At 42.0% G+C, this 24,518-nt stretch carries 15 protein-coding genes; 12 read left to right on the top strand and 3 right to left on the bottom strand.

The genetic code is table 11. The features are described from left to right. Positions 1–174 precede the first annotated feature (174 nt). Together napA and FNZ24_RS01575 are read left to right on the top strand one after the other, a co-directional pair. Positions 175–2,658 carry a nitrate reductase catalytic subunit NapA gene (napA, locus tag FNZ24_RS01580; protein ID WP_153912674.1) on the top strand — a complete coding sequence of 828 codons (2,484 nt, stop codon included), beginning with the start codon at positions 175–177 and terminating at the stop codon, positions 2,656–2,658. Between the two features lie 106 nt (positions 2,659–2,764). Beyond that, positions 2,765–3,190: a nitrate reductase cytochrome c-type subunit gene (locus FNZ24_RS01575; protein ID WP_153912673.1), complete on the top strand. Its 426-nt coding sequence runs from the start codon at positions 2,765–2,767 to the stop codon at positions 3,188–3,190. Between the two features lie 106 nt (positions 3,191–3,296). On the opposite strand, the gene FNZ24_RS01570 is transcribed toward FNZ24_RS01575, so the two are convergent. Continuing rightward, positions 3,297–3,764: a GNAT family N-acetyltransferase gene (locus tag FNZ24_RS01570; protein ID WP_153912672.1), complete on the bottom strand. Its 468-nt coding sequence runs from the start codon at positions 3,762–3,764 to the stop codon at positions 3,297–3,299. A gap of 586 nt (positions 3,765–4,350) precedes the next feature. On the opposite strand from FNZ24_RS01570, the gene katG reads away from it, so the two are divergent. Next, the gene (gene katG / locus FNZ24_RS01565) at positions 4,351–6,510 is read left to right on the top strand and encodes a catalase/peroxidase HPI (RefSeq protein WP_153912671.1); all 2,160 of its coding nucleotides are present in this window, start codon (positions 4,351–4,353) and stop codon (positions 6,508–6,510) included. A gap of 190 nt (positions 6,511–6,700) precedes the next feature. On the opposite strand, the gene fusA is transcribed toward katG, so the two are convergent. Together fusA and FNZ24_RS01555 are read right to left on the bottom strand one after the other, a co-directional pair. Beyond that, the gene (fusA, locus tag FNZ24_RS01560) at positions 6,701–8,785 is read right to left on the bottom strand and encodes an elongation factor G (protein ID WP_153912670.1); all 2,085 of its coding nucleotides are present in this window, start codon (positions 8,783–8,785) and stop codon (positions 6,701–6,703) included. Between the two features lie 453 nt (positions 8,786–9,238). After that, the gene (locus FNZ24_RS01555) at positions 9,239–13,795 is read right to left on the bottom strand and encodes a biotin carboxylase N-terminal domain-containing protein (protein ID WP_153912669.1); all 4,557 of its coding nucleotides are present in this window, start codon (positions 13,793–13,795) and stop codon (positions 9,239–9,241) included. A gap of 124 nt (positions 13,796–13,919) precedes the next feature. Here FNZ24_RS01555 and FNZ24_RS01550 point away from each other — a divergent pair, with 124 nt between their 5' ends. The 9 genes from FNZ24_RS01550 to FNZ24_RS01510 all read left to right on the top strand — a co-directional run bounded on the left by FNZ24_RS01550 (position 13,920) and on the right by FNZ24_RS01510 (position 24,498). Next, positions 13,920–14,831: a LysR family transcriptional regulator gene (locus FNZ24_RS01550; protein ID WP_153912668.1), complete on the top strand. Its 912-nt coding sequence runs from the start codon at positions 13,920–13,922 to the stop codon at positions 14,829–14,831. A 54-nt stretch (positions 14,832–14,885) separates the two neighbouring features. Continuing rightward, positions 14,886–16,055, top strand: a complete 1,170-nt coding sequence (locus FNZ24_RS01545) for a hypothetical protein (protein WP_153912667.1) — start codon at positions 14,886–14,888, stop codon at positions 16,053–16,055. Positions 16,056–16,382: 327 nt separating this feature from the next. Then, positions 16,383–16,979 (top strand): SprT family zinc-dependent metalloprotease, encoded by a 597-nt coding sequence (locus FNZ24_RS01540; RefSeq protein ID WP_153912666.1) that lies wholly within the window; start codon positions 16,383–16,385, stop codon positions 16,977–16,979. 165 nt (positions 16,980–17,144) lie between these two features. Continuing rightward, a complete protein-coding gene (locus tag FNZ24_RS01535) occupies positions 17,145–17,858 on the top strand; it encodes an endonuclease (RefSeq protein ID WP_324187464.1) in 714 nt (237 codons plus the stop codon). A 9-nt stretch (positions 17,859–17,867) separates the two neighbouring features. Beyond that, complete coding sequence (rsmE, locus tag FNZ24_RS01530) at positions 17,868–18,602, top strand: 16S rRNA (uracil(1498)-N(3))-methyltransferase (protein ID WP_153912665.1); 735 nt, start codon at positions 17,868–17,870, stop codon at positions 18,600–18,602. A gap of 294 nt (positions 18,603–18,896) precedes the next feature. Further along, entirely contained in the window at positions 18,897–19,850 is a 954-nt protein-coding gene (gene gshB / locus FNZ24_RS01525; protein WP_153912664.1) for a glutathione synthase, read from the top strand. Between the two features lie 76 nt (positions 19,851–19,926). Then, a complete protein-coding gene (locus FNZ24_RS01520; RefSeq protein ID WP_228768336.1) occupies positions 19,927–21,420 on the top strand; it encodes an alkaline phosphatase in 1,494 nt (497 codons plus the stop codon). Between the two features lie 200 nt (positions 21,421–21,620). After that, complete coding sequence (locus FNZ24_RS01515; RefSeq protein ID WP_153912663.1) at positions 21,621–22,655, top strand: methyltransferase; 1,035 nt, start codon at positions 21,621–21,623, stop codon at positions 22,653–22,655. 175 nt (positions 22,656–22,830) lie between these two features. Further along, positions 22,831–24,498, top strand: coding sequence for a DUF342 domain-containing protein (locus FNZ24_RS01510; protein WP_153912662.1), 1,668 nt, complete (start codon positions 22,831–22,833; stop codon positions 24,496–24,498). Positions 24,499–24,518: the final 20 nt, after the last annotated feature.

Raw genomic sequence — 24,518 nt, 5'->3', positions numbered from 1 at the left:
ATAAAATGTGATCTACAACAACAAACACTCAGTATACTCATTGCGAGGTATACCCTTGCGAAATGTGAGGTTTAAACTCAATTCTATAGAGATGAAAAGCCATTATTTGGCACACAAAACGATGATTAGCCTGTTTAAGGGCTAACAACTAACAGCAAAGAGTGAGGAAACACCATGAGCATAAGCCGTCGCGAGTTTCTAAAAGCCAATGCCGCTACAGCAGCCGCGTCGGCTGTTGGGCTTGCATTACCAATCAAAATGGTTCAAGCAGAAGAGAAAGCTGCAGAAATAAAGTGGGATAAAGCCCCATGTCGTTTCTGTGGTGTAGGTTGTAGTGTTTTAGTCGGAACAAAAGGCGGTAAAGTTGTTGCGACTCAGGGCGATCCTGAAAGCCCAGTTAACAAAGGTCTTAACTGTGTTAAAGGCTACTTCCTTTCTAAAATCATGTACGGTAAAGACCGTTTAACTTCGCCATTATTAAGAATGAAAGATGGCAAGTATGATAAAGAAGGTGATTTCACTCCTGTTAGTTGGGATGTTGCTCTAGACACTATGGCTGACAAGTGGAAAGAAAGCATCGCTAAAAAAGGTCCTACTTCTGTTGGTATGTTCGGCTCTGGTCAATGGACGGTTTGGGAAGGTTATGCTGCATCTAAATTGCATAAAGCAGGTTTCTTAACCAATAACATCGACCCTAATGCTCGTCACTGTATGGCGTCAGCAGTAGTTGGTTTCATGCGCACCTTTGGTATTGATGAGCCAATGGGTAGCTATGATGACTTTGAAGCTGCTGATCACTTCGTGCTTTGGGGCGCGAACATGGCTGAAATGCATCCAATTCTATGGTCACGCTTAACAGATCGTCGTTTGAGCCATGCTGGCAGTAAAGTTCACGTTTTATCTACTTTCGAAAACCGTAGCTTCGAACTTGCTGACAATGCAATGGTATTTAAGCCTCAGTCTGACTTAGCAATATTGAATTACATTGCAAATTACATCATTCAAAACGATGCAGTAAACAAAGACTTTGTAAACAAGCACACTAACTTTGCTGAAGGTGTTACCGACATTGGTTACGGGCTACGTCCTGAGCATCCGCTTGAGCAAAAAGCAAAAAATCCAGGTAACGGTAAATTCAATTCAATTACTTTTGAAGAGTACGCTAAGTTTGTTAGCACATACACTGCTGAATATGCATCAGAAATGAGTGGTGTGCCTGTTGAAAATCTTGAAGAAATGGCAAAAGCGTATGCTGATCCTAACATCAAGATCATGAGCTTATGGACTATGGGTATTAACCAACATACTCGTGGTGTATGGGCAAACAACATGCTTTATAACATCCACTTGTTAACCGGTAAAATTGCAACCCCTGGTAACAGCCCGTTCTCACTAACGGGTCAACCATCAGCATGTGGTACCGCTCGTGAAGTGGGTACTTTCGCGCATCGTCTACCTGCGGACATGGTTGTAACTAATCCTAAACACCGTGCAATGACTGAAGAATTATGGCAATTGCCTGAAGGCACGATTCCGCCAAAACCTGGTTATCACGCGGTACTTCAAAGCCGTATGCTTAAAGATGGCAAGCTAAATTGTTACTGGACTATGTGTACCAATAACATGCAAGCGGGTCCAAACATTAACGATGAAATTTATCCTGGTTTCCGTAACCCAGAAAACTTCATCGTGGTATCAGACCCATACCCAACAGTGACAGCAACTGCTGCTGACTTAATCCTTCCTACAGCTATGTGGGTTGAGAAAGAAGGTGCATACGGTAACGCTGAACGTCGTACTCATATGTGGCACCAGCAAGTTAAAGCACCTGAAGGTGCTAAGTCTGACTTATGGCAGCTTGTTGAGTTCTCTAAGCGCTTTAAAGTGTCAGAAGTATGGCCTGCAGAGTTAGTTGCTAAAAAACCTGAGTTAGCCGAAAAAACCTTATATGACATCTTATTTGCAAACGGCGTAGTGGATAAATTCCCTACCTCTGAATGTAAAGGTGACTTCAACGACGAGAATGACGCTTTTGGTTTCTACATCCAAAAAGGCCTATTCGAAGAATATGCTCAATTTGGCCGTGGTCATGGTCATGATTTAGCAGACTTTGATACTTACCATGAAAACCGAGGGGCACGTTGGCCTGTTGTGAATGGTAAAGAGACGGTTCGTCGTTTCGTTGAAGGAAGCGATCCATACGTTAAAGCTGGAGAAGGCTACAACTTCTACGGTAAACCTGATGGACGCGCGGTTATTTTTGCACTGCCATTTGAGCCAGCAGCGGAAGAGCCAAATGAAGAGTTTGATCTATGGATGTCTACAGGTCGTGTACTTGAGCATTGGCATACAGCAAGTATGACAGCTCGTGTACCAGAGCTGCATAAGTCTTACCCTGATGCACAGGTATTCATGCACCCTAAAGACGCGAGTAGTCGCGGCCTTAAAAATGGTGATGAAGTGAAAGTAATTTCTCCACGTGGTGAAGTGAAAACTCGTGTTGAGACTAAGGGCCGTAACAAGCCACCTGTTGGCGTGGTATTTATGCCATTCTTTGATGCTCGACAGTTGGTGAACAAACTATTACTGGATGCAACGGATCCGTTATCGAAAGAAACGGACTTCAAGAAGTGTCCTGTGAAGATTGTTAAAGCCTAATTTGACTGAAATGTGATGCCTTATCAAAAGGAAAAGGCATCACTAAATCACTAATTTTCTCTATCCATTTATAATCAAATATAGTGGATATGACGGAGTGTAAACCATGAAGAAAATACTCAGCCTTGCTGCGATAGTGCTCAGTCTTAGCGCATGCTCAGGTCAACAAACACCAGAAACAGCAGCTCCAGTAACTGTTAAATCACTCGCTGGCGATGTAGCCATTACCGCAACAATGCCCGCAGATGCTAAAGCGACTTACCCAAGCCGTGGTACTGCTTTAGCAAGAGATTTTGTGCATATGCCACCGCTCATCCCGCACAGAGACTCATATAAAATTACAGCTAAGAAGAATGGTTGTTTAACCTGTCACAGCACTGAGAAAGCAGCGCGTATGAAAGCGACACCTGTTGATAAATCTCACGTCAAAGCTGATGGCGCATTTGATGATAAATACTACTTCTGTGTGCAATGTCATGTGGCACAAGCAGACAACAAACAAGCGATTGTTGAGAATACACATACCAACTAAGCTTTATTAAGTTGCTATTTATAGAAATAAAATGCCACCGTCTTTTGACAGTGGCATTTTTATTTCTTGCTTCTTGCTTCTTGCTTCTTGCTTCTTGCTTCAAGCATCAGCCAAGTAATTTACGCATCACAAAGTTATTAATTTTCTGACCTCTTACCTCCACACTTTGGGCCTGTTCTTCCACAAAGCCATATCGGCTGAAAAAGGGTTTTGCGGTAATACTCACTTCAGCATACAAACTGTTAAGCTTTAATTTTGCAGCCTTATTGAAGATGGCTTGCATTAATGCTTTTCCTACACCTTGTCTTTGAAAATCTGCGCTGCAGTAAAAATGATCGATATAACCGTCATCTTGAAGATCAGCAAAACCTCCAATAACACCATTAACTTCAGCCACAAACGGATCAATTTTTGTCACTCTTTGTACCCAAGCCTCTTCATTGTATTCATGAGGAGCCCATGCAGTTACCTCAGCTAACGAATAGTGCTGACTATTAACATTATGGATGGTGTTAAGCTTTAGCTGCCACAAAGGCTTTATGTCGTTTATGGTAAAACGCCTTACGTTAATCATCAGCCTTCCTTGATACTTTTGTTTTTACTTATATGATTTAACCCGATTTTTTCTCAACAGACAAAAGCCCAAACGATATCTAGCTGAAGGCTTATTTTCCCCAACTTACATTCAGTTACCACACAAATCAAAAGAGTAAACCTTAACTCTCTATCACCTAGTTGTTAATAAAAACATCAAATTTACAATTCTTGACCTAAAATAAGTGTTCGTTAAATCGGCAAATAAAGTTTGACCAACATCACAAGTCGGTTTTAAAAATTGAAGTAGCATCAACTGCTACATTCATGGTCAACACAACAACCAGATATCAATCTTCTTAAAATGGATCGTTATTCACTTAATTATTCATATAAGCAAACGTATCAATCAATGGGATTTTAATAAGAAGAACAACGCTCATGGAACACATGGCGGTTCATATATAGAAATGAGTTAACAACTGTTTATTTTTCTAGGATATGTAGTGTGCAAACAAAGCGACTGCACGGAGTAATTTTAAATCAACGAAGAAATACTCAACACTTTAAACATTAAGGTTGAGAGTGGTTTGCAAAATTATTTTATAAATAAAGGAGATTAACCGATGACTAAAGGTAAATGCCCAGTAATGCACGGTGGAGCAACACAAAGCAGCACGTCTAACATGGAATGGTGGCCTAAGGCACTTAACCTCGATATTCTGCACCAACATGATAGTAAGACTAACCCGTTAGGTGATTCGTTTAATTATCGCGAAGCACTACAAAGCCTAGATGTTGAAACACTAAAATCTGACATGAAAGCTTTGTTGACAGACAGCCAAGATTGGTGGCCTGCAGACTGGGGGCACTATGGTGGTTTAATGATTCGCTTGGCATGGCACTCAGCTGGTAGCTACCGTAACGCAGACGGGCGTGGGGGCGCAGGTACAGGTAACATGCGTTTTGCACCACTAAACTCATGGCCTGATAACGGTAACTTAGATAAAGCACGTCGTCTTCTTTGGCCGCTTAAAAAGAAATATGGTAATAAAGTTAGCTGGGCTGACTTAATGATTTTAGCGGGCACCATGGCTTATGAATCAATGGGCTTTAAAACTTTTGGTTTTAGTTTTGGTCGTATAGATATCTGGCATCCAGAGAAAGATACATACTGGGGTTCTGAGAAAGAATGGTTAGCACCAAGTGGTGGCGAAGGTAGTCGTTACTCAGGTGAGCGTGATTTAGAAAACCCACTTGCAGCTGTAATGATGGGGCTTATCTATGTAAACCCTGAAGGTGTAGACGGTGTTTCTAACCCTCAGAAAACAGCTGAAGATATGCGCGTGACTTTTGCGCGTATGAGTATGAATGATGAAGAAACTGTAGCATTAACTGCTGGCGGGCACACAGTTGGTAAAGCACACGGTAACGGTGATGCAGCTAATCTAGGTGAAGCACCTGAAGGTGCTGAAATCGAAGAGCAAGGTTTAGGTTGGAACAACCATAAATCTCGTGGTATCGGTCGTGATACAGTAACAAGTGGTATTGAAGGTGCTTGGACAACCTTCCCAATGAAATGGAATACAGCAAAAGGTGGTTACTTCGATATGCTGTTAAACCACGAATGGACTTTAACGCAAAGTCCAGCTGGAGCAACACAATGGGAGCCCATTGAGATTGCTGAAGAAGACAAGCCCGTTGACGTTGAAGATGACAGCATTCGTCATAACCCAATGATGACCGATGCTGATATGGCATTAAAAGTCGATCCTGAGTACCGTAAAATTTCTAAAAGGTTCTACCAAGATCCAGCTTACTTTGAAGAAGTGTTCGCGCGTGCATGGTTCAAATTAACTCACCGAGATATGGGACCTAAAGCAGGCTACTTTGGCCCAGACGTACCAACAGAAGACCTCATTTGGCAAGATCCAATCCCTGCAGGTCCAGCGGGTTACGATGTTGAAGCAGTGAAAGCACGTCTTGCTGACAGTGGCTTATCCATCAGTGAAATGGTAACAACTGCATGGGATAGTGCGCGTACTTACCGTGGTTCAGACAAGCGTGGTGGGGCAAATGGAGCACGTATTCGTCTTGCGCCACAAAACAGCTGGGTAGGTAACGAGCCAACCCGTTTAAATAAAGTATTATCTGTGCTTGAGCCAATTGCAGCCGATGCGGGTGTGAGTGTAGCAGACGTAATAGTACTTGCGGGTAACCTGGGGGTCGAGCAAGCTGCAAAAGCCGCTGGTGTTGAAGCAAGCGTTCCATTTATAACTGGTCGTGGTGATGCAACTGCTGAGATGACAGATGAAGATTCATTCTCTGTGCTTGAGCCTTTAGCAGATGGTTTCCGTAACTGGCAGAAGCAACACTACACAGTAACTCCTGAAGAGATGATGTTAGATCGTGCTCAATTACTTGGTTTAACGGCTTGTGAAATGACAGTATTAGTTGGTGGTCTGCGTGTATTAGGCACTAACTACGCTGGTGAAGCATTTGGTCAGTTTACCGATAACCTAGGTGCACTAACTAACGATTTCTTTGTAAACTTAACAGACATGAACTACAGCTGGAAACCAACTGGTTGTAACTCTTACGAGATTGTTGAACGTGCAACGGGTAATATTAAATGGACCGCAACACGTGCAGATTTAGTTTTTGGTTCAAACTCTATCCTACGTGCTTACGCAGAAGTTTATGCACAAGACGACAGTAGAGAGAAGTTTGTACACGACTTTATCGCTGCATGGGTCAAAGTAATGAATGCAGATATGCCTGCATAGTACTTATATACCCGAATAGTAAAAACTGTGAAAATGGGTTAATCATCATGTAGGTTAAAAATAGCTATGAGTACCTTTGGTGCTCATAGCTTTTTATTTATTCAAAAATCAAACACACCTTCTGAGTAAATAACCATAAAAAAACCGCTGCAAAGGCAGCGGTTTTTAATTAAAGGGTATTAGTTAAGAATTACTTCTTAGCTTCACGCTCTTTAACTTCAGCAATTACTTTTTCAGCAACACTGTTTGGACATGGTGCGTAGTGAGCGAATTCCATAGAGAATTGGCCACGACCAGATGTCATAGTACGTAGTGAACCGATGTAACCGAACATTTCTGATAACGGTACGTCAGCTTTAATACGAACACCAGTAACACCAGCCATTTGGTCTTTAATCATACCACGACGACGGTTAAGGTCACCAATTACGTCACCTACGTTGTCTTCTGGGCTGAATACGTCAACGTTCATGATAGGCTCAAGAAGTTGTGCACCGGCTTTAGGCATAGACTGACGGAATGCGCCTTTAGCAGCGATTTCGAACGCGATAGCTGACGAATCAACTGCGTGGAAAGCACCATCAGTAAGTTCTAGTTCAACGTCTAACACAGGGAAACCAGCAACAGTACCGGTGTTCATCATGCTAGCGAAACCTTTCTCAACTGCAGGCCAGAATTCTTTAGGTACGTTACCACCAACAACTGAAGAGCTGAAAGTGAAACCAGTGTTTTGCTCACCTGGTTTGATAACGTAGTCAATCTTACCAAACTGACCAGAACCACCAGACTGTTTCTTATGCGTGTAGCTATCTTCTGTAACTTTAGTGATAGTTTCACGGTAAGCAACTTGAGGCTCACCAACAATTAAGTCAACACCGTAAGTACGCTTAAGGATGTCTACTTTAATGTCTAAGTGAAGCTCACCCATACCTTTAAGGATGGTTTCGCCTGAATCTTCGTCAGTTTCTACGCGGAAAGATGGATCTTCTGCAATCATTTTACCGATAGCGATACCCATTTTCTCTGAACCACCTTTATCTTTAGGTGCTACAGCGATAGAGATAACTGGCTCTGGGAATACCATTGCTTCAAGAGTACAAGGATGTTTAACATCACATAAAGTGTGACCAGTTTGAACATTCTTCATACCAACGATAGCGATGATGTCACCAGCTTGAGCTGAATCTAATTCGTTACGCTCATCTGCTTGCATCTCAACCATACGACCAACACGCTCAGTTTTACCTGTAGCAGAGTTAAGGATGGTGTCACCTTTCTTGATCTTACCTGAGTAGATACGTACGAAAGTTAGTGCACCAAAGCGGTCATCCATGATTTTGAATGCTAAAGCTTTGAATGGCTCGTCAACAGAAACTAAAGCGTGTTCGCCTGTTTCATTACCTTCTTCATCAGTAAGAGGCTGAGGATCAACTTCAACTGGGTTAGGTAGGTAGTCAACAACAGCATCAAGAAGAAGCTGCATACCTTTGTTTTTGAAAGCAGAACCACAGTAAGTTGGGAAGAATGCCATTGTACGAGTACCCATGCGGATACAACGCTTAATGTCTTCCATAGATGGCTCTTCGCCTTCCATGTAAGCTTCCATTAGATCGTCGTCTTGCTCAACAGCAGTTTCGATTAGCATTTCACGGTATTCTTCTACCATGTCTACCATATCAGCTGGAACGTCTTCGATCTTGTAGTTCTCTGCTTGGCCAGTTTCATCCCAAATCCACGCTTTGCGAGTTAGAAGGTCAACTACACCAGTAAATTCGTCTTCGATACCAATCGGTAAAACCATAACCAATGGGTTAGCAGCTAGAACGTCTTGAGTTTGCTTAACAACGCGTAAGAAATCAGCACCCATACGGTCTAATTTGTTTACGAAGATGATACGAGCAACTTCTGATTCGTTAGCATAACGCCAGTTAGTTTCTGACTGAGGCTCAACACCACCAGAACCACAGAATACACCTACACCGCCATCTAGAACTTTAAGCGAACGATATACTTCAACTGTGAAGTCAACGTGGCCTGGAGTGTCGATAACGTTAAAACGGTGGTCATTCCAGAAACAGCTTACTGCTGCAGACTGAATAGTAATACCGCGCTCAGCTTCCTGTTCCATGAAGTCAGTAGTAGATTCACCATCATGTACTTCACCGATCTTGTGGATCTTACCGGTTAGCTTAAGGATACGCTCGGTGGTCGTGGTTTTACCCGCGTCAACGTGAGCGAAGATACCAATGTTTCTGTATTTGGATAATTCGGTCATGATTCAACTTTAATGATTAGTTAAGAGGTAAACGGAGTATGTAAAAAAGCTAGACACACCGCACATCTGGTTATTTAAGGCGCATATTGTAAGTGGGAACCTTCAAATGCGCAAATAGGACTTGCAAAATTTATCACATTTTGCAAAAAAAAATTGCCTTTAATTTCATTATTCCTAAATAAAACAATAAAATAAAAGTTATTGTTTATTTTTCAAACAACTTAATTTTTCAGTCCCAAATCGTGTATTTTTTATGACGATTAGGTTGAGTAAGACATTTTTTCTGCAATCGGCAACAAAAAAGCGAATTTGTATCAATTCATTCAATCTTAATTACGTTAATTTGTGTCGAGTTCAATCTCGCATAGCGATAAAAAATCCCCAGTTTTTCAACTGAGGATTTAATCAAACAATTAATTAGCGCTATAGCATGGCTACAACGCTATTTGATTGTTACTCAGCATCAATAGGTAAAATAACAAACAGTAAATCTCCTTGAGAAACCTGCTGGCCATTACCATTCAGAATACGCTCAATTCGGTATTTCTGGTCCTCTGGGTACAGCACAGCATTTTGACGGTTAAATCCGGCCAAGGTTACCTGTGAGAACATCTTCATCGCTTCTGTAAGCGCTAAAGTCTGATCAACAGTAATGATGTCACCTTCTTTAACGAAGTCTGGCTCACCTGGCGCTGGTGAGGTATAGAAGATACCCGCACCTTGTGCTAATACTTTAAGCTCGTTACTTTCAGCGACACGCAGTGATTCAGTATCTAAGCCTACTGTTTCAGCCGCCGCTTCCATTTCCGCAACCAATGCAGGTACGTCTAATTCAGCCATTAAGCGTGGTAAGTAGTTAGTATCGTATACGCCTTCATTGAACGTCGCATCCTTAAGGATAAGCTTCAATAATGGAATGTTAGTTGCGATACCTTTGATCACGACGTTATCAAGGTAAGCTGACATCTTAGTCACAACATCTTCACGTGACTCACCGCGAATAATGATTTGCGCGATCAAGCTATCGTAGTATGGCGATACTTCTTTGCCAGTTTCAGCGATAGAGATAATTTCAATACCCTCACCTTCTGGCATGATGCACTCAGTGATCATTCCTGGGTTAGGTAATAACTGCAACACACCATCGCTATCAAGCGCGGCTTTTTCAGCTGTTACACGTACTTCCATTGCGTAACCTTGTTCAACTGGCTCTAGATCTTCAATTGAACGACCCGCAGCAATATCAAACTGCGCACTGACAATATCGATACCTGAAGTCGCTTCGGTTACTGGATGCTCAACTTGAAGACGTGTATTCATTTCCATGAAGTAGACTTCGTTAGCATCAAGGTTGTAAATAAACTCAACGGTACCAGCGCCCATGTAATCAGTCGCATCACCTAAGTCACGAGTGTATTCGAGTACACGTTGTTTCAGCTCTTCAGGCAACATAGTAGAACCAGATTCTTCAATCACTTTCTGGTTGTTACGTTGCACTGAACAGTCACGAATACCCAATACTTTGGTGTTACCGAATTTATCACGTAATAACTGTACTTCGATGTGACGTAGTGAAGTAACGTACTTCTCTAAGTACAAGTCACCATTACCAAATGCTGCTGCAGCTTCAGTAGATGTTTTTTGGAATAAACCAATCATGTCTTCAGGCTTAGTGACCACTTGAATACCTTTACCGCCACCACCTTGTACTGCTTTAAGCAATACTGGGTAACCAATTTCAAGTGCAACGTTCACCGCTTGTTCTGCGTTAGTCAAAATACCGTGTGAACCAGGTACAACTGGAACATTTTGATCTTGTGACGTCTTAATCGCATTCGACTTGTTACCCATAGTCGTCATTGAATGCACGCTTGGGCCGACAAAGTTAACGCCATTGTTAACACATAATGCAGCAAACTGCGGGCTTTCTGATAAGAAGCCAATACCTGGGTGAAGCGCATCAACGTTTTCGTAATCAGCGACTTTCAGTACTGAGTAAGCATTCAAGTAACTTTCGTCAGATGTATTACCACCAATACAAACCAGCTTATCGTTTACTTTAAGCATGTCAGCAGGAACTGAAGTCATATCAGGATCTGATGCCACAAGTACGACGTTAATCTTGTTGTCGTGGGCCTTACGGATCAATTTAACTGCTGTACAACCACGAGCATGTACTAACACTTTATCAATAGGCTTCATAAGCTCACGAGGATCGTCCTGAACAATCTTCTCTTCAATGGCTTTAACTTCAGGCACTAAGCTTGATAATGCTTTAGCGATAATCTCATTAGCATGCAGCGTTGGTAGCGGCATTAATGGGTCAATGCTTGATAAATGGCTATCCAATGTGTCGCTGAACGGGTTGTGTACTAAGCCAGTCATTGCGCCAGGGACTTTCGATAAGTAATTCGATAACGTCGCTGTTGATGGTAAATACGCAGGAACAACCATTTGACCAGCAAACGGCATGTTAGTACCCGATAGGTAGTAAGTCTGCACTAATGGATGGGTCACGAAACTTGCTTGTGCACCACCTGTACAATCACCAAAACCGAACATCAACACTGGTAACTCGTTATCACGGACAAAACGGGTGATACGGTCGTTTACCACAGCCATTGAGAATAGTGCTGCTGCACCTTCTTTGGTCTGCATACCACCAGAGCTGATGAAACATACCACTGGCAGTTTACGTTTAGCACATTCAATCAATAGCGCACTGAATTTTTCAGCACTTGCCATATCGAATGCACCCGCTTGGAAAGCGATGTTTGAAACAGCAACACCAACGCGGTGTTTACTATCACCATGTTCGAAATCCGCAACACCAGTAATCAAACCACAAGGGCGAATACCTTTATCTAATGCATCTTCAATTGATAAACGGAAACCTGGGAAGTTAAGTAAGTTAGCTGACATTTTGTCGCCATTTAACTCTTCAAATTCGCTGAAGAACTTACCAATGACATTCTCCCAACCCATTTTTCCTTGGCGTTTTTCATCGCGAAGTACTTTTTGGATAAGCAGATCTTGGTAACCCATGGTTAGACGGTTCCAGAAATCTTTACGACGACCAATACGTACAGGGTTAATAGCACCTGTGTATTTACTTTGGTCTTCTTCACTGTCGAAGTATTCAGGCAGTAAACGCTCAAAGAAGTAGGTCAAGATAACGAACAAGCTGTCATTGAGCTGTGGGTTACCCACACTCTTCCATTGCTCTACACGTGTTAGCAATTCAGCACGGTTAGATTGGTCCATGAAGAATTTAAGCCATTTGTAGAACTTAGCTTTATCATTAGCGTCATCATTTTTTGAAAGTGCAATATCAATAGAGGTATGCAATAACTTGTCTACTGACTCACGCGAAAGGCTCTTAGACATCATCGCTTCTTTCGAAATCGATGCTAAGTTCTGTACTACGTTGTCGTATAACGCATTAAAGATAAGGACGTTATGACATTGCCAAATGAAGTCTTCACGAAGCTCATCATTAACCACAATATCAAGTACTGTTAACTGGTTTAATTCAGGCCAAGGTGCTTGGGTTTTAGATGCCGGCAGTGATTCAAGATGCTTAATTAAGCCTTTGAAATTGTTAGCTGCGTTACTCTTCCAGCGGTGGTATAAAGACCAACCAATGTTGAACAATAATGCCTTACGGGCTTTCTTATAGTTCTCTTTTGGCTCACCTAAAATGAAACGTGTAATCACGTTACGCTCAGTAGAGATTTCATTACGCTTACTATCGAACGTGCCCCAAAGCTTATTCAATTCTTCATCGTAAACGAGTTTATCAGGTGTTGATAACCAAGCTTGGAAGACACTGTCTTGCTCTTGTTGGATACGCTCAAGTAAGTCACCTTCAGGCACACTTACTTTTGATAAACGACCGTACTGTTCAACAGAAATTGAATGAATACGGCTACGCAGTGTTAGATAACGTAAATAACGGTATGCACTACCAAATAAGTTGTGGTGCATGGTTGGGCTGCTAGCAACGGCCAAGCCTTGGTTATTCTCTAACGCCACTAAGTTCTTAGATGGGTCTAAGTAACGGGTCAAACTACGATCGTAATGCTCACGTAAGTCTTCTGATTCACGTACGAAATTAATGGCAGCAGTTTCTACCGCTTCGATACTACTGATGATGGCGCGTCGTAAATTATGCTGACGCTCATCTTTATCGTATGGAGAGAAGTCAACGATACCGTCGATACAACCTGCAGTAAGTAACTCTTCAGGAGAAACACCCACTGACTTAGCACATTCTTGCCAAGATAAGTTGTACTTACGCGCGATAGATTGCAAACCTTGTGGCTGAATCGTATTGAAAATACCATCGCGTAATGAAAGTAAGATATTCGCAGCAGCTAATGGAATCGCACCGCCAGAATAACCAGCGCCAATAACGATACCCACTGTCGGTACGTCAACATTGGCACTTTCAGCAATCGCTTTAGAAATGGTATGCGCTTGGTTTTGGCTGTTAGCCACTTCACCCGCATCGGCACCAGGAGTATCAATTAAGTAAACGATTGGCATTGATAGTTCTGAGAAGTGACGGATTGCTTTACATGCAGCTAAGTGATGCTCAGGCATCCACGCGCCATTACCTGTGGTTCTTTCTTGAGCAATAAAACCAACACGGCGAGTACGAGAACCAAAATTTAATTCGATTTCAGCACTGTAAAACGAACCTAGATGATTTTCAGCAATTAACTTACCTTTCAAATCAGCAATAACACGTTTTGCACTTGGGCGGTTTTTGTCTTGAGTCGGTTGAATGACTTTGCTTACGTAGGTATCGACATCTAATGTCGCTAACTCTTTTAAGTTTGATTGGATTGCATCTTCAGACAACAATCCTTTAATTTCTTCAGCTAAAGATTGCTTGCTATGAGCAGGAAATAAAGAAAAGTCTTTAGCTAAATGTTCCGCTTGTAAAAATAGCGGATCAGCCGCTTGAGCTGTTGTCTTGTTTACGGGCTGCTTTTTGCTAGTCATCAAAAGATCCTCTGCTTATATAGCCTCTAAAATTTTTAGACGGTAAATATAACTTTGTTCCCTGTCAAATTACCATTAAACTATCGGAGACGCTTTGTTCCATTTTTGAGACAGTGAGGCTAAGGTGCCTGATTTAAACGGTATGATGCTGTTTGCAGCAGTAGTTAGAGCGAAAGGTTTTTCCCAAGCAGCCCGAGACATCGGACAACCAAAATCAACCATTAGTCGCAAGGTCGCTCAGCTAGAAGAGCAGCTTGGTGTACGGTTACTGCAACGTGATACCCGTAATTTAAGCCTCACTCAAGTTGGCTCATTATTCTACCAGCACTGTGACTCTATCAGTCAAGAAATCGATGCGGCAAAAGCCATTATTGAAAATACCCATAGCGATATTTCAGGTTCACTGCGAGTGGCCATACCAGTCTCATTCTCCCAAGAAGTGATCGCTAACTTATGCAGTAGCTTCATGCGTCTTTATCCTAATATCGAACTCGATGTGCAATTTACCGACAGCAATGTTGGCCTTGTAGGCGAAGGATATGACATCGCGATTAAATATGGGCCACTAGAATCTTCTGACTTAGTAGCCAAACTGCTATTCGAGCGCCAACCTATTTTAGTCGCAAGTCCTGGATATCTCAAAAAGTCGGGTACTCCAGCAACCCCACAAGAATTAGCTGACCACAGCGGTATTTTATTAGGCACCAGTTTATCCGCACCGATATGGCCAGTCGGTAAAGGCAGTCGCAAAACCATGGCAAGCTTCAAGCGAAAAGTCAGGGTTAACAGCGCCAGTATGGTGAAAAGGCTAGCACAAGATGATTTTGGTATTGCAATGTTATCTAATAACAGCTGTAAACAAGAACTTGCCGCAGGCAGTTTAGTCCCAATATTACAAGAATGGCCTATGGAGTCATTTAAAGTTTACGGGGTCTACTCAAGCCGTAAACAGCTAGCTAATAATATCAGTGCATTCTTAGACTTCTTTGCTAAACGCTACAGTAGCCAAGAGTCTCTGCAATCAATAATGAATTAGCATCAAAGCCGTGGTAAATTAAAACAATAACAAAGACATTCTAAAGGAATAGCCATGTTCAAGCCCTTAATGACCAGCAGTTTAGTTGCTGCAGTATTACTCGTTAGCAGCTCTGCTTATGCGCAAAATGAATCTAGTCATTTAGATGTGGAGGAGTTGCGTTTACCTCAAGTGATGGATGTCATGGCAGATGTGGCTAATCGTTTCGACAACCTCAATAGTCAATTAGACAGCCAACTGAGTGCATCAACCGATGAACTGGCCATTACTCAAATGGTGGCATCTCAAGGGACAAAGCTTTGGCAACAAGCCGTCGCTGATGTTAAAGCAGGAAACTATGATGATCGCGCTTTATATTGGAGCCGATTAGCCATGCGCAAAACCTTAAAAACCGCTGATGCAGGCTATAACATCGTCCCTTGGCAACGCGATATACTAGTCAAAGCATTCGAAAAGTCATCTCGTGGATTAAGTGACATTCATTTCAAACCAGAGTCTAGAATCAAGATTTTGCTAACGGGTTTTGACCCATTCTTTTTAGATAAAGACATTACCCAAAGTAACCCATCAGGATTAACCGCTTTAGCCCTCGATGGAATGACGTTTGATGTTAATGGTCAACAAGCACAAATCGAAACAGTGATGATCCCAGTCAGATTTGCTGACTTTGATGATGGCATGATTGAATCTTTACTCACCCCAATGTATCGAGATAACAGCATCGATATGATTTTCACTGTCAGCATGGGGCGTGATGACTTTGACATCGAACGTTTCCCTGCTCGCGGCCGAAGTGCGGCAGCGCCAGATAACTTAAATGTTTACACTGGCGCGAATAAAACAACACCTAAGGCACCACTATTTAATGGCGGCACCTTAAATGGACCAGAATTCGTCGAGTTCTCACTACCTGTGAGCGCAATGCAAAAGGTAGAAGGCCAATGGAAAGTCAATGATAACCATCAAGTGACGACCGTTAGCCGTGGCCAATTTGATGCTAAATCTATTTATGAGTTAGCCAATGAAACCTCAGTAGAAGGTTCTGGTGGTGGCTATCTTTCAAATGAGATTTCTTATCGAAGTATTTTGCTTAAACAGCAATTCAACCGTGATATCCCTGTGGGGCATATCCATACTCCAAGAGTCGGTGGTTATGATGCTGATACAGAATGGGCCATTGTTGAGCAAATCGTTGAAATGGTGAAACTAGCAGCAGCTGACTGATAAACCCTCTTAAAAGGTTACCGCAATCACTGACTTTGATTGCGGTAAACTTAGGGCCTGTAGATCTTTGCCTGTTAAGTTTTGTTCGAAAAAAAGCGTTTTAATCGACCCCTTTGGGCAGAGTTTGTTGGCCATTTTTACTGCGTTATCGACTTTTTATGTAGAATAACTACACTACAAAGTCTCTGCCTTGTTTAAATGGCCAACAACTCGCTGCAAAAACAACCTTGCAAGATCAACAGACCCTAGTCAAAATACTATACTCAATCAGCTAAACTTAAATTCTCATCCATTATTGTCAGTTAATAAACGTGCAAGACACCTTCTATGTTCAAATCACTTTTCAGTCGCCAAACTCAGATAAAAGCTAAAGCAGCTTTTGACCCGAGTTCAATTGCACGCCCAGCCCAAACAGGCAATTCTGTCACGAGTTGCTTACCTAAAACAGAAGCACAACAACAAGTGCTGCAAAAGATTGAAGCTGATTATCATCAAGCTGAAGGATTATTAAAGCGTCAATTTACTCGCCCTATTGTGCAGTTTACCCTACGAGGAAAAAGCGCGGGAACAGCTCACTTACAAGTGAATAAGCTACGTTTTAACCCGATACTGCTTGAAGAAAATACTGCAGAATTTATTGAGCAAGTCGTCCCCCACGAAATTAGTCACTTACTGAGCTTTCAACTATATGGTCGAGTGAAGCCACATGGACTCGAATGGCAACGTATTATGCAAGATGTTTTCAATGTGCCCGCAGACACCACACATCAACTTAATACTCAGTCAGTCTCCGGTAAGCAATTTGAATATTTCTGCGATTGTGGCCCAGTGATGCTATCGATTCGCCGGCATAATAAAGTATTAAGGAATCAAACCCAGTATCGCTGTAAAAACTGTGCTCAAGTACTAGCCACCAAAGCATAATAAATAGCTTTTTCGATGTAAGCTTGCCATTGCATCCCTAGTTTCAATCCCTTACCATCCGTCACAAATATCAGGCGATACCAACCCGTATAGTCTGTGCCGTATTGATTGAAGTTAGGGTTTATAGTGTCTAGCCGGAAAGTTAAAAACCGTTATCAAGTCATTGTGCTATTTTTATTAGCAATAGTGATTGTATTAACAGCTGTGAGTGTTCAAGCAGCTCAGCATCCATCAAGTTTTAGAAGTGCCAAGAAAATAGCGCAAAAGATATATAGCACCTCATTACCTATGAGCAGCTTTTATTGCGGTTGTGATATCAATGTCATTGGTAAACAATGGAAGCCTGATTTAGAAAGTTGCGGTTATCAAGTTCGCAAGCAAATCCCACGAGCGAACAGAATTGAGTGGGAGCATGTGGTACCCGCTTGGGAATTTGGTCATCAATTACAGTGTTGGCAAGACGGTGGTCGTAAAAATTGCGGCAGAACCAGCCCAGAATTTAAAAAGATGGAAGCAGATTTACATAATCTCACCCCTACTGTTGGTGAAGTTAACGGTGACAGAAGTAACTATCGTTTCAGTGAATGGAATGGCACAGCTACTCAATATGGTCAGTGTGCTATGGTAGTCGACTTTAAAGGCCGTAAAGCCCAACCGCCGAAACAAAGCCGTGGTGCGATTGCTAGAACCTATTTTTATATGCAACAAACGTACGGTCTTTCCATTGCCTCAAATCAACAAAAGCTGTTTGAAGCATGGAATAAAACATATCCTGTCGATCACGTAGAATGTCTACGCGATCAAATTGTTGCAAAAAACCAAGGCAATCATAATAATTTTGTCTTAAACCAATGTCAGAATCTCGGCCTCATTGATTAAGGACCTAAAATGCGCGTTCCAAGAATTTACCAACCAATCAATGAACTTACTGTTAATCAACAAGTAAAATTAGATGAAGATGGCGCGGCACATATAGGCCGTGTTTTACGTATGAATGAAGGTGAAAACATCACCCTATTCAATGGTGATGGTTTTGATTATCTCGCATCGATCATCAGTGCCAATAAAAAAAATGTCTCGGTTGAGATAATCGATAAAACGGAAAAGCTATCTGAATCGCCGCTAGACTTGCATTTAGGCCAAGTTATTTCACGCGGTGACAGAATGGACTTCACCATTCAAAAGTCTGTCGAATTAGGTGTAACAACAATTACACCATTATTTTCAGACCGTTGTGGCGTTAAACTCAGTGGCGAACGTTTAGAAAAGAAAATTAGCCAATGGCAAAAAATTGTCATCAGTGCTTGCGAGCAATCAGGTCGAAGTTTTGTGCCAACCGTTAGGCCTGCAATGAACTTAAGCCAGTGGTGCGCAGAGCAAACTGAGGCGTTAAAGTTAAACCTGCATCCTCGTGCAGCGCACGGCATTAATGGTTTATCGTTAGAAAATACCAAAGTACGGCTATTAATTGGCCCTGAAGGCGGTCTATCTGAAGAAGAGATAGCGATGACAGAGACGCACCTCTTCACCGACGTATTACTTGGGCCACGTGTACTGCGTACAGAAACAGCTTCACTAACCGCGATAACGGCATTGCAATTGCGATTCGGTGATATCGGTTAATAATATATACCCATGATACTTCAAGATGCAAAGTCAGCAAGGCAAATAGTGCCAAGATGCTAGGCATAAAATTGAAGTATAGTTTTTCTACATCGATATTTTATAACAACGCAGATTGGTGCTATTTGCCTTGCCCTACGGGGCGCAAGCTCGAAAACCACTGCTACGTTGTAAGCTTTGAAAAGTGAATAACAATTACCTCAGCTTACGCCTTGCATTGTTATCCGAGCTTGTGCCTGACAAAGCATCTTGAGGTAACATGGGTATAAGCATTGAGAAAATAAGGATAAAAGTATGATCAAGCTCGGCATAGTAATGGATCCAATCAGCGACATTAACATTAAAAAAGACTCTAGCTTTGCAATGTTAATGGCAGCTCAATCACGCGGTTACGAACTGTATTACATGGAAATGCAAGATCTTGCCATGGTTAATGGTAAGCCGATGGCAAACATGCGCTCGTTAACTGTTGAAGATAATGCTAGCAAATGGTTCGAGTTAGGCGAAAGCATTGATACCCCACTCGCTGATTTAGACGTGATATTAATGCGAAAAGATCCGCCATTTGATACTGAATTTATCTATGCAACTTACATGCTTGAGCGAGCTGAAGAAGAAGGCGTACTGATCGTCAATAAGCCACAAAGCCTACGCGACGCTAATGAAAAATTATTTACTGCTTGGTTCCCAGAATTTACGCCAGAAGCCGTAGTGACTCGTGATGCAAAACGTATTCGCGCTTTCTTAGCAGATAAAGGCGATATCATTCTTAAGCCACTTGATGGTATGGGCGGCGCCTCTATCTTCCGAGTGAAGCAAGATGATCCAAATATTGGCGTCATATTAGAAACGCTAACCGAACACGGTACTCGTTACGCGATGGCGCAAGGCTTTATCCCTGAAATTAAACAAGGTGATAAACGCATTTTAGTGGTTGATGGTGAACCCGTTCCTTATTCATTGGCACGTATTCCAATGAAAGGTGAAACACGAGGTAACTTGGCTGCTGGCGGCAGTGGTGTTCCACAGCCACTGTCAGAAAGTGACATGCATATTGCCCGTACATTAGGTCCCGAGCTTAAAAAGCGTGGACTGATTTTTGTCGGTTTAGATGTTATCGGTGACAAACTCACTGAAATTAACGTAACTAGCCCAACCTGTATTAAAGAAATTGAAGCGGCATACGATGTGGATATCACTGGCATGCTAATGGATGCCATTGAAGTAAGAATTAACAAACAAGCTTAATCTTTAATTCAGCCTATCATGGTTTGATAGGCTGAGTGATTGAACCTTGACCCCTTTTGTACTTTCAGGATTAACCATGCAAATAAAAACAACACTGAGCCTAATACTCGGGATAACACTGTGCTTTTCTCATAGCAGTTTTGCCAATGATGAATTGATAGCAAATACAGCGCCGCAAACACAGCAAACCGCTCAGCAGATCCAAGTACAAGTATCAAGTGTTTCCGATTCTTCTATCATTGAAGCATCTGATCAAGCCGCTAATATTGAGGCCGAACCTGCAACTTTACCGGCCAATATTGTTGCGCCTATTACTAATGTTGCCAGTAAGAAAGTTAAGATTTCATCTGCGCCATCAAAACCCAAAAATATGATTATCATGATTGGTGATGGAATGGGTCCGTCATACACAACCGCTTATCGTTATTACAAAAACAACCCAGAAACTGAAGAAATCGAGCAAACAGTATTCGACCGTTTATTGGTAGGTATGTCGAGCACTTATCCAGCTCCAGTCAGCGGTTATGTAACCGATTCAGCTGCATCAGCGACTGCACTTTCGACCGGTTTCAAAACGTATAACAGCGCCATTGCTGTTGATTTAGACAAACAACCACTGACCACCATTATGGAAATGGCTAAACAAGTAGGCCTTTCTACTGGTGTTGCTGTGAGTTGCCAAGTTAACCATGCAACGCCTGCGGCATTTCTGGCTCATAATGAGCATCGTCGAAATTACGTTCAGATTGCTGAAGGTTATTTAGACTCAGATGCAGACGTGATTTTAGGTGGCGGACAAAAGTACTTTTCTAATGAACTGCTTAGTGAGTTTACCGCAAAAGGTTATCAACACATCACCGAGTTTGAACAGTTAGATGGAATCACCGAACCTAAAGTATTAGGTTTATTTGCTGACGTTCAACTTCCTTGGGTATTAGACGATCAAGAAGGCTATAAACTCAGTACGCTCACCAAAAAGTCTCTTGAGTTGTTATCGCAGAATGAACAAGGCTTTGTTTTAATGGTTGAAGGTAGCCTTATTGACTGGGCTGGTCATTCAAATGATATTGCCACAGCTATGGGTGAAATGGACGAGTTTGCAAATGCGATTGAAGTGGTAGAGCAGTTTGTTCGCGAGCGTAACGATACCCTGATGGTCGTAACAGCCGATCATAACACTGGCGGACTATCTATTGGCGCACATGGCGAATATATCTGGACTCCGACGATGTTGCATAACATCAAAGCATCACCACAAACTATTTCTGAAGAACTCATTGCTGTCGATAATTGGCAAGAGCGCTTTAATCAGCTGATTGGCTTTGAAGCCACCACTGAAGAGCGTGCCAGTTTAGATGCCGCTAGAATGCAGGGACAAAAACAACTTTATAAGTCTATATTGCATATTATCGATATTCGCACTAACACAGGCTGGACATCTGTCGGACACACGGCAGAGGATGTACAAGTTTTTGCAGCTGGTCCAGGCTCTCGTTTATTCAGTGGCCATCAAGATAATACTGAAATCGCAACTAAAATGATGAGCTTATTACCTAAAGCTGTTAATTAAGTCATTTCAATGAGAGTCTTAAGCTAAAAATTAGCTTTAAACATTTACTCATTCATAAGAGCAGCCAGATCACTAAAGGTGATTTGAGTTGCTCTTTTTTATTGGCCTGCGCCATTGTTTTAGTAACAAGATGAACTGCCCAGTAGTTATTTGCTATAATCCGCCGATAACTAGTGACTAAACTCTTTAAGGTCGATTCTGTGCTCACCAACACTTCTCAAGTTCTGCAACGTAATATTCAATTTTTCGAAAATCAGCATGTACTGATTTTAAATCATGAAGCAGATACTTTAGCCACTGAACTGTTAGGTGAAGCGTCATCAGTGACCGCATTAGCTCTAGACTTTAATCATCATCAGTTATTAGCAAAACACTCCAAGCCTAACCTGCAAAGCTACTTTGGCCATGAGTTACCAAGTGATGCTCAAAGACAAACTTTCGACACCGCTGTCATATACTTCCCTAAAGCAAAAGCTCTTGCACCTTATCTTTTTCAGCTTGCCGCAAAGCATTTATCTGTTGGGGGCACGTTAATCGTTATTGGTGAAAATAAAGGTGGAGTTAAGTCATTAGCTAAACTTTTACCAAGCTATTACTCAACCGCTTTAAAACGTGACAATGCCCGCCACTGCTTACTTTTTGTTGCCGAATTAATTCAAACAGCGCCTGAATTCAACATTAAGGACTGGGTAAGCCAGTATCAGCTAAGCACACCCCAAGGTGATATTACGATTTGTAATCTCGTCGGTGTTTTCAGCGAGAAAAAACTTGATCAAGGTACTGAGTTATTACTATCCCACTTACCTGAACTATCTGGCAGAGTGCTCGATTTTGGTTGTGGAGCGGGTGTTATCAGCGCTGCAATGCTTAAAGCTAACCCAAGCTTGAATATTGATTGTATCGATATAAATGCAATGGCATTAAAAGCCTGTGAGCTAACGCTTGACGCTAATAGCATGACAGCTAACGTTTATGCTTCTGATGGTTTTAAACAGATATCAGGTAAATTTGATGGCATCATATCAAATCCACCATTTCATGACGGGTTAGCGGCCACCACCCAAATCGCTAAAGACTTCGTAAAATCGAGTGCTAACAGTTTGACAAATAAAGGAGTATGGCAAATTGTTGCCAATAGAAATCTGCCTTATGCTGACACAATAGCGGCAGAATTTGGTCAGGTTAACGTTCCTGCAGAAAACAATAAGTACAAGTTATACTTTTTCCATAACTAACAAAGCATTAACACTTGGTGAGCTTCATCACGCAATCTGTCAATTAGTCATGAAACAACAAATAATTGACTAGTTTTTATCATAAAAACCCGCTACATTTTATTAGTTAATAATAAGAAACGCCAAAAAGGCGCATTGGCCAAACAAAATATTGGCCATGATAATAAGGGATTTTATGTTGGATTGGAGCTTAGCGGTTTTTAACGAAAACCAAACTCAAGTTGAGTTTCGTGTTATTCCAAATACTCATGGACCAGTATCGGAAGATGATGTCAGCAAACTACTGACACAACCCGAATTTGCAATGTTACGTCCTTTACAGCACAACATTCACAAAGCCGTCGCTGAGATCAACGCCCTCAGCGGCCAAGATAATGGTAAGCATGAGCTGTATTTTATCATCGCGGAGCGAGCAGACGGCAAAGTCATCGTTGAAATAAGTGAAGATAAAATGTCAGCCTCCATGACATTAGAATCAGCTTGGGGTGGTAATGACCCTTCACTTCCCATGATCCTCAATGCACTTAAATCACATAAAGTAAAAATGGGCTTAAGCAAACCCAAAATCCAATCTTTGATTCAACAATTAGAAACTCTACCGCCTGGTGAAAGCTGCCAGAGTCCCATCGCGATCGGTAAATTACCGATTAACGGTATAAATGCCACCTTAAGCCGCAAAGTACCTCTTGCCCGAGAGCGATTATTACAGCCGCAAGAACGTGAAGATGGCTCCGTAGATATGCGTAACCTCGGTGCCATGATCATGGTAAAACCAGGCGACGTGCTGATGGTTAAAACCCCTGCGACTTCAGGTACAGCTGGTTACAATGTTCACGGCGAAGCCATTCTTCAAGTTGAAGGAAAAGATCTGTCTATGCAAGCAGGTAATGGCACTGAACTATCGGCTGACGACCCAAACCAGCTCATTGCCACTGTTGCAGGTCAACCTGTCGAAAACCGCAAAGGGATGCAAGTCGATGATGTACTGCAAATCAAAGATGTTGATGTTAAATATGGTCATGTTGATTTTGAGGGCAGTATTTTAATCAGTGGTGATGTCCATGAAGGTATGAAAGTTAAAAGCAGTGGTGACATTACTGTAATGGGGTTTGTAGAATCAGCTACGCTTGAAGCCGAAGGAGATGTAATTGTCAGCAAAGGCATTATTGGCAGACAGATAAAAGAACACGAACTCAGTAATCATATTACCGCTAAAGGACAAATTTGTGCTCAGTTTGTGCAGTATTCAAACTTAACTGCCCATAGCGATATCTTAGTCACCAAACAATTGCTTCATAGTCACTCTCATTCCGATAACGTTATTACCGTCAGTGATCCCAACGCTAAACGAGGCGATCTTGTTGGAGGACGAGCAACCGCTAAAAAAGGCATTAAAGCTGTCGCTTTTGGCGCAACAGCAGGCACTAAAACTGAGCTCTATTGTGCTATGCACCAAGCAGAGTTAAGAGCTGAAGTGAAAGCGTGTGATGCAAGAGCAAAACAATTAGTCGTGGCTGGTCTCGACATCGAAGCAAGGTTAAGAAAGCTTCCTCCTAAAGCTGAGTGGCAAACTGATGCAGGGATGATAGAGCAAGTTAAAATGATGCTTGATGAAAAGAAAGAAGTGGCTAACAATCGCGCTAAAGCAGAATCTGAGTGCAAGCAACTGCAACAAGAAGCCGAAGGTTACTACAGCAAAAACTTCATCCAAGCTGAAAAGCATATTTTTGCCAATGTTGAAATACATATCGGTCCAGCTCAAAATCGCACCCAAAGAGAACATGGCCCCTGCCATATTAAAAACCTTCACAATGAAATCAGTTTTGATTACGGTAGTCACTAGCCGCTAAAAGTTAACTCTTG

The organism is Shewanella sp. TC10 (assembly GCF_009663145.1).
Lineage (GTDB): Bacteria > Pseudomonadota > Gammaproteobacteria > Enterobacterales > Shewanellaceae > Shewanella.
This window is presented reverse-complemented; position numbering and strand designations above follow the sequence as displayed.

What these genes read in the sequence shown, in the direction of transcription:
- fusA (WP_153912670.1), bottom strand. Translation starts at nt 8,785, where the DNA reads ATGACCGAATTATCCAAATACAGAAACATTGGTATCTTCGCTCACGTT.
- gshB (WP_153912664.1), top strand. Translation starts at nt 18,897, where the DNA reads ATGATCAAGCTCGGCATAGTAATGGATCCAATCAGCGACATTAACATT.
- FNZ24_RS01510 (WP_153912662.1), top strand. Translation starts at nt 22,831, where the DNA reads ATGTTGGATTGGAGCTTAGCGGTTTTTAACGAAAACCAAACTCAAGTT.
- FNZ24_RS01575 (WP_153912673.1), top strand. Translation starts at nt 2,765, where the DNA reads ATGAAGAAAATACTCAGCCTTGCTGCGATAGTGCTCAGTCTTAGCGCA.
- FNZ24_RS01540 (WP_153912666.1), top strand. Translation starts at nt 16,383, where the DNA reads ATGTTCAAATCACTTTTCAGTCGCCAAACTCAGATAAAAGCTAAAGCA.
- FNZ24_RS01545 (WP_153912667.1), top strand. Translation starts at nt 14,886, where the DNA reads ATGTTCAAGCCCTTAATGACCAGCAGTTTAGTTGCTGCAGTATTACTC.
- FNZ24_RS01555 (WP_153912669.1), bottom strand. Translation starts at nt 13,795, where the DNA reads ATGACTAGCAAAAAGCAGCCCGTAAACAAGACAACAGCTCAAGCGGCT.
- napA (WP_153912674.1), top strand. Translation starts at nt 175, where the DNA reads ATGAGCATAAGCCGTCGCGAGTTTCTAAAAGCCAATGCCGCTACAGCA.
- FNZ24_RS01520 (WP_228768336.1), top strand. Translation starts at nt 19,927, where the DNA reads ATGCAAATAAAAACAACACTGAGCCTAATACTCGGGATAACACTGTGC.
- rsmE (WP_153912665.1), top strand. Translation starts at nt 17,868, where the DNA reads ATGCGCGTTCCAAGAATTTACCAACCAATCAATGAACTTACTGTTAAT.
- FNZ24_RS01570 (WP_153912672.1), bottom strand. Translation starts at nt 3,764, where the DNA reads ATGATTAACGTAAGGCGTTTTACCATAAACGACATAAAGCCTTTGTGG.
- katG (WP_153912671.1), top strand. Translation starts at nt 4,351, where the DNA reads ATGACTAAAGGTAAATGCCCAGTAATGCACGGTGGAGCAACACAAAGC.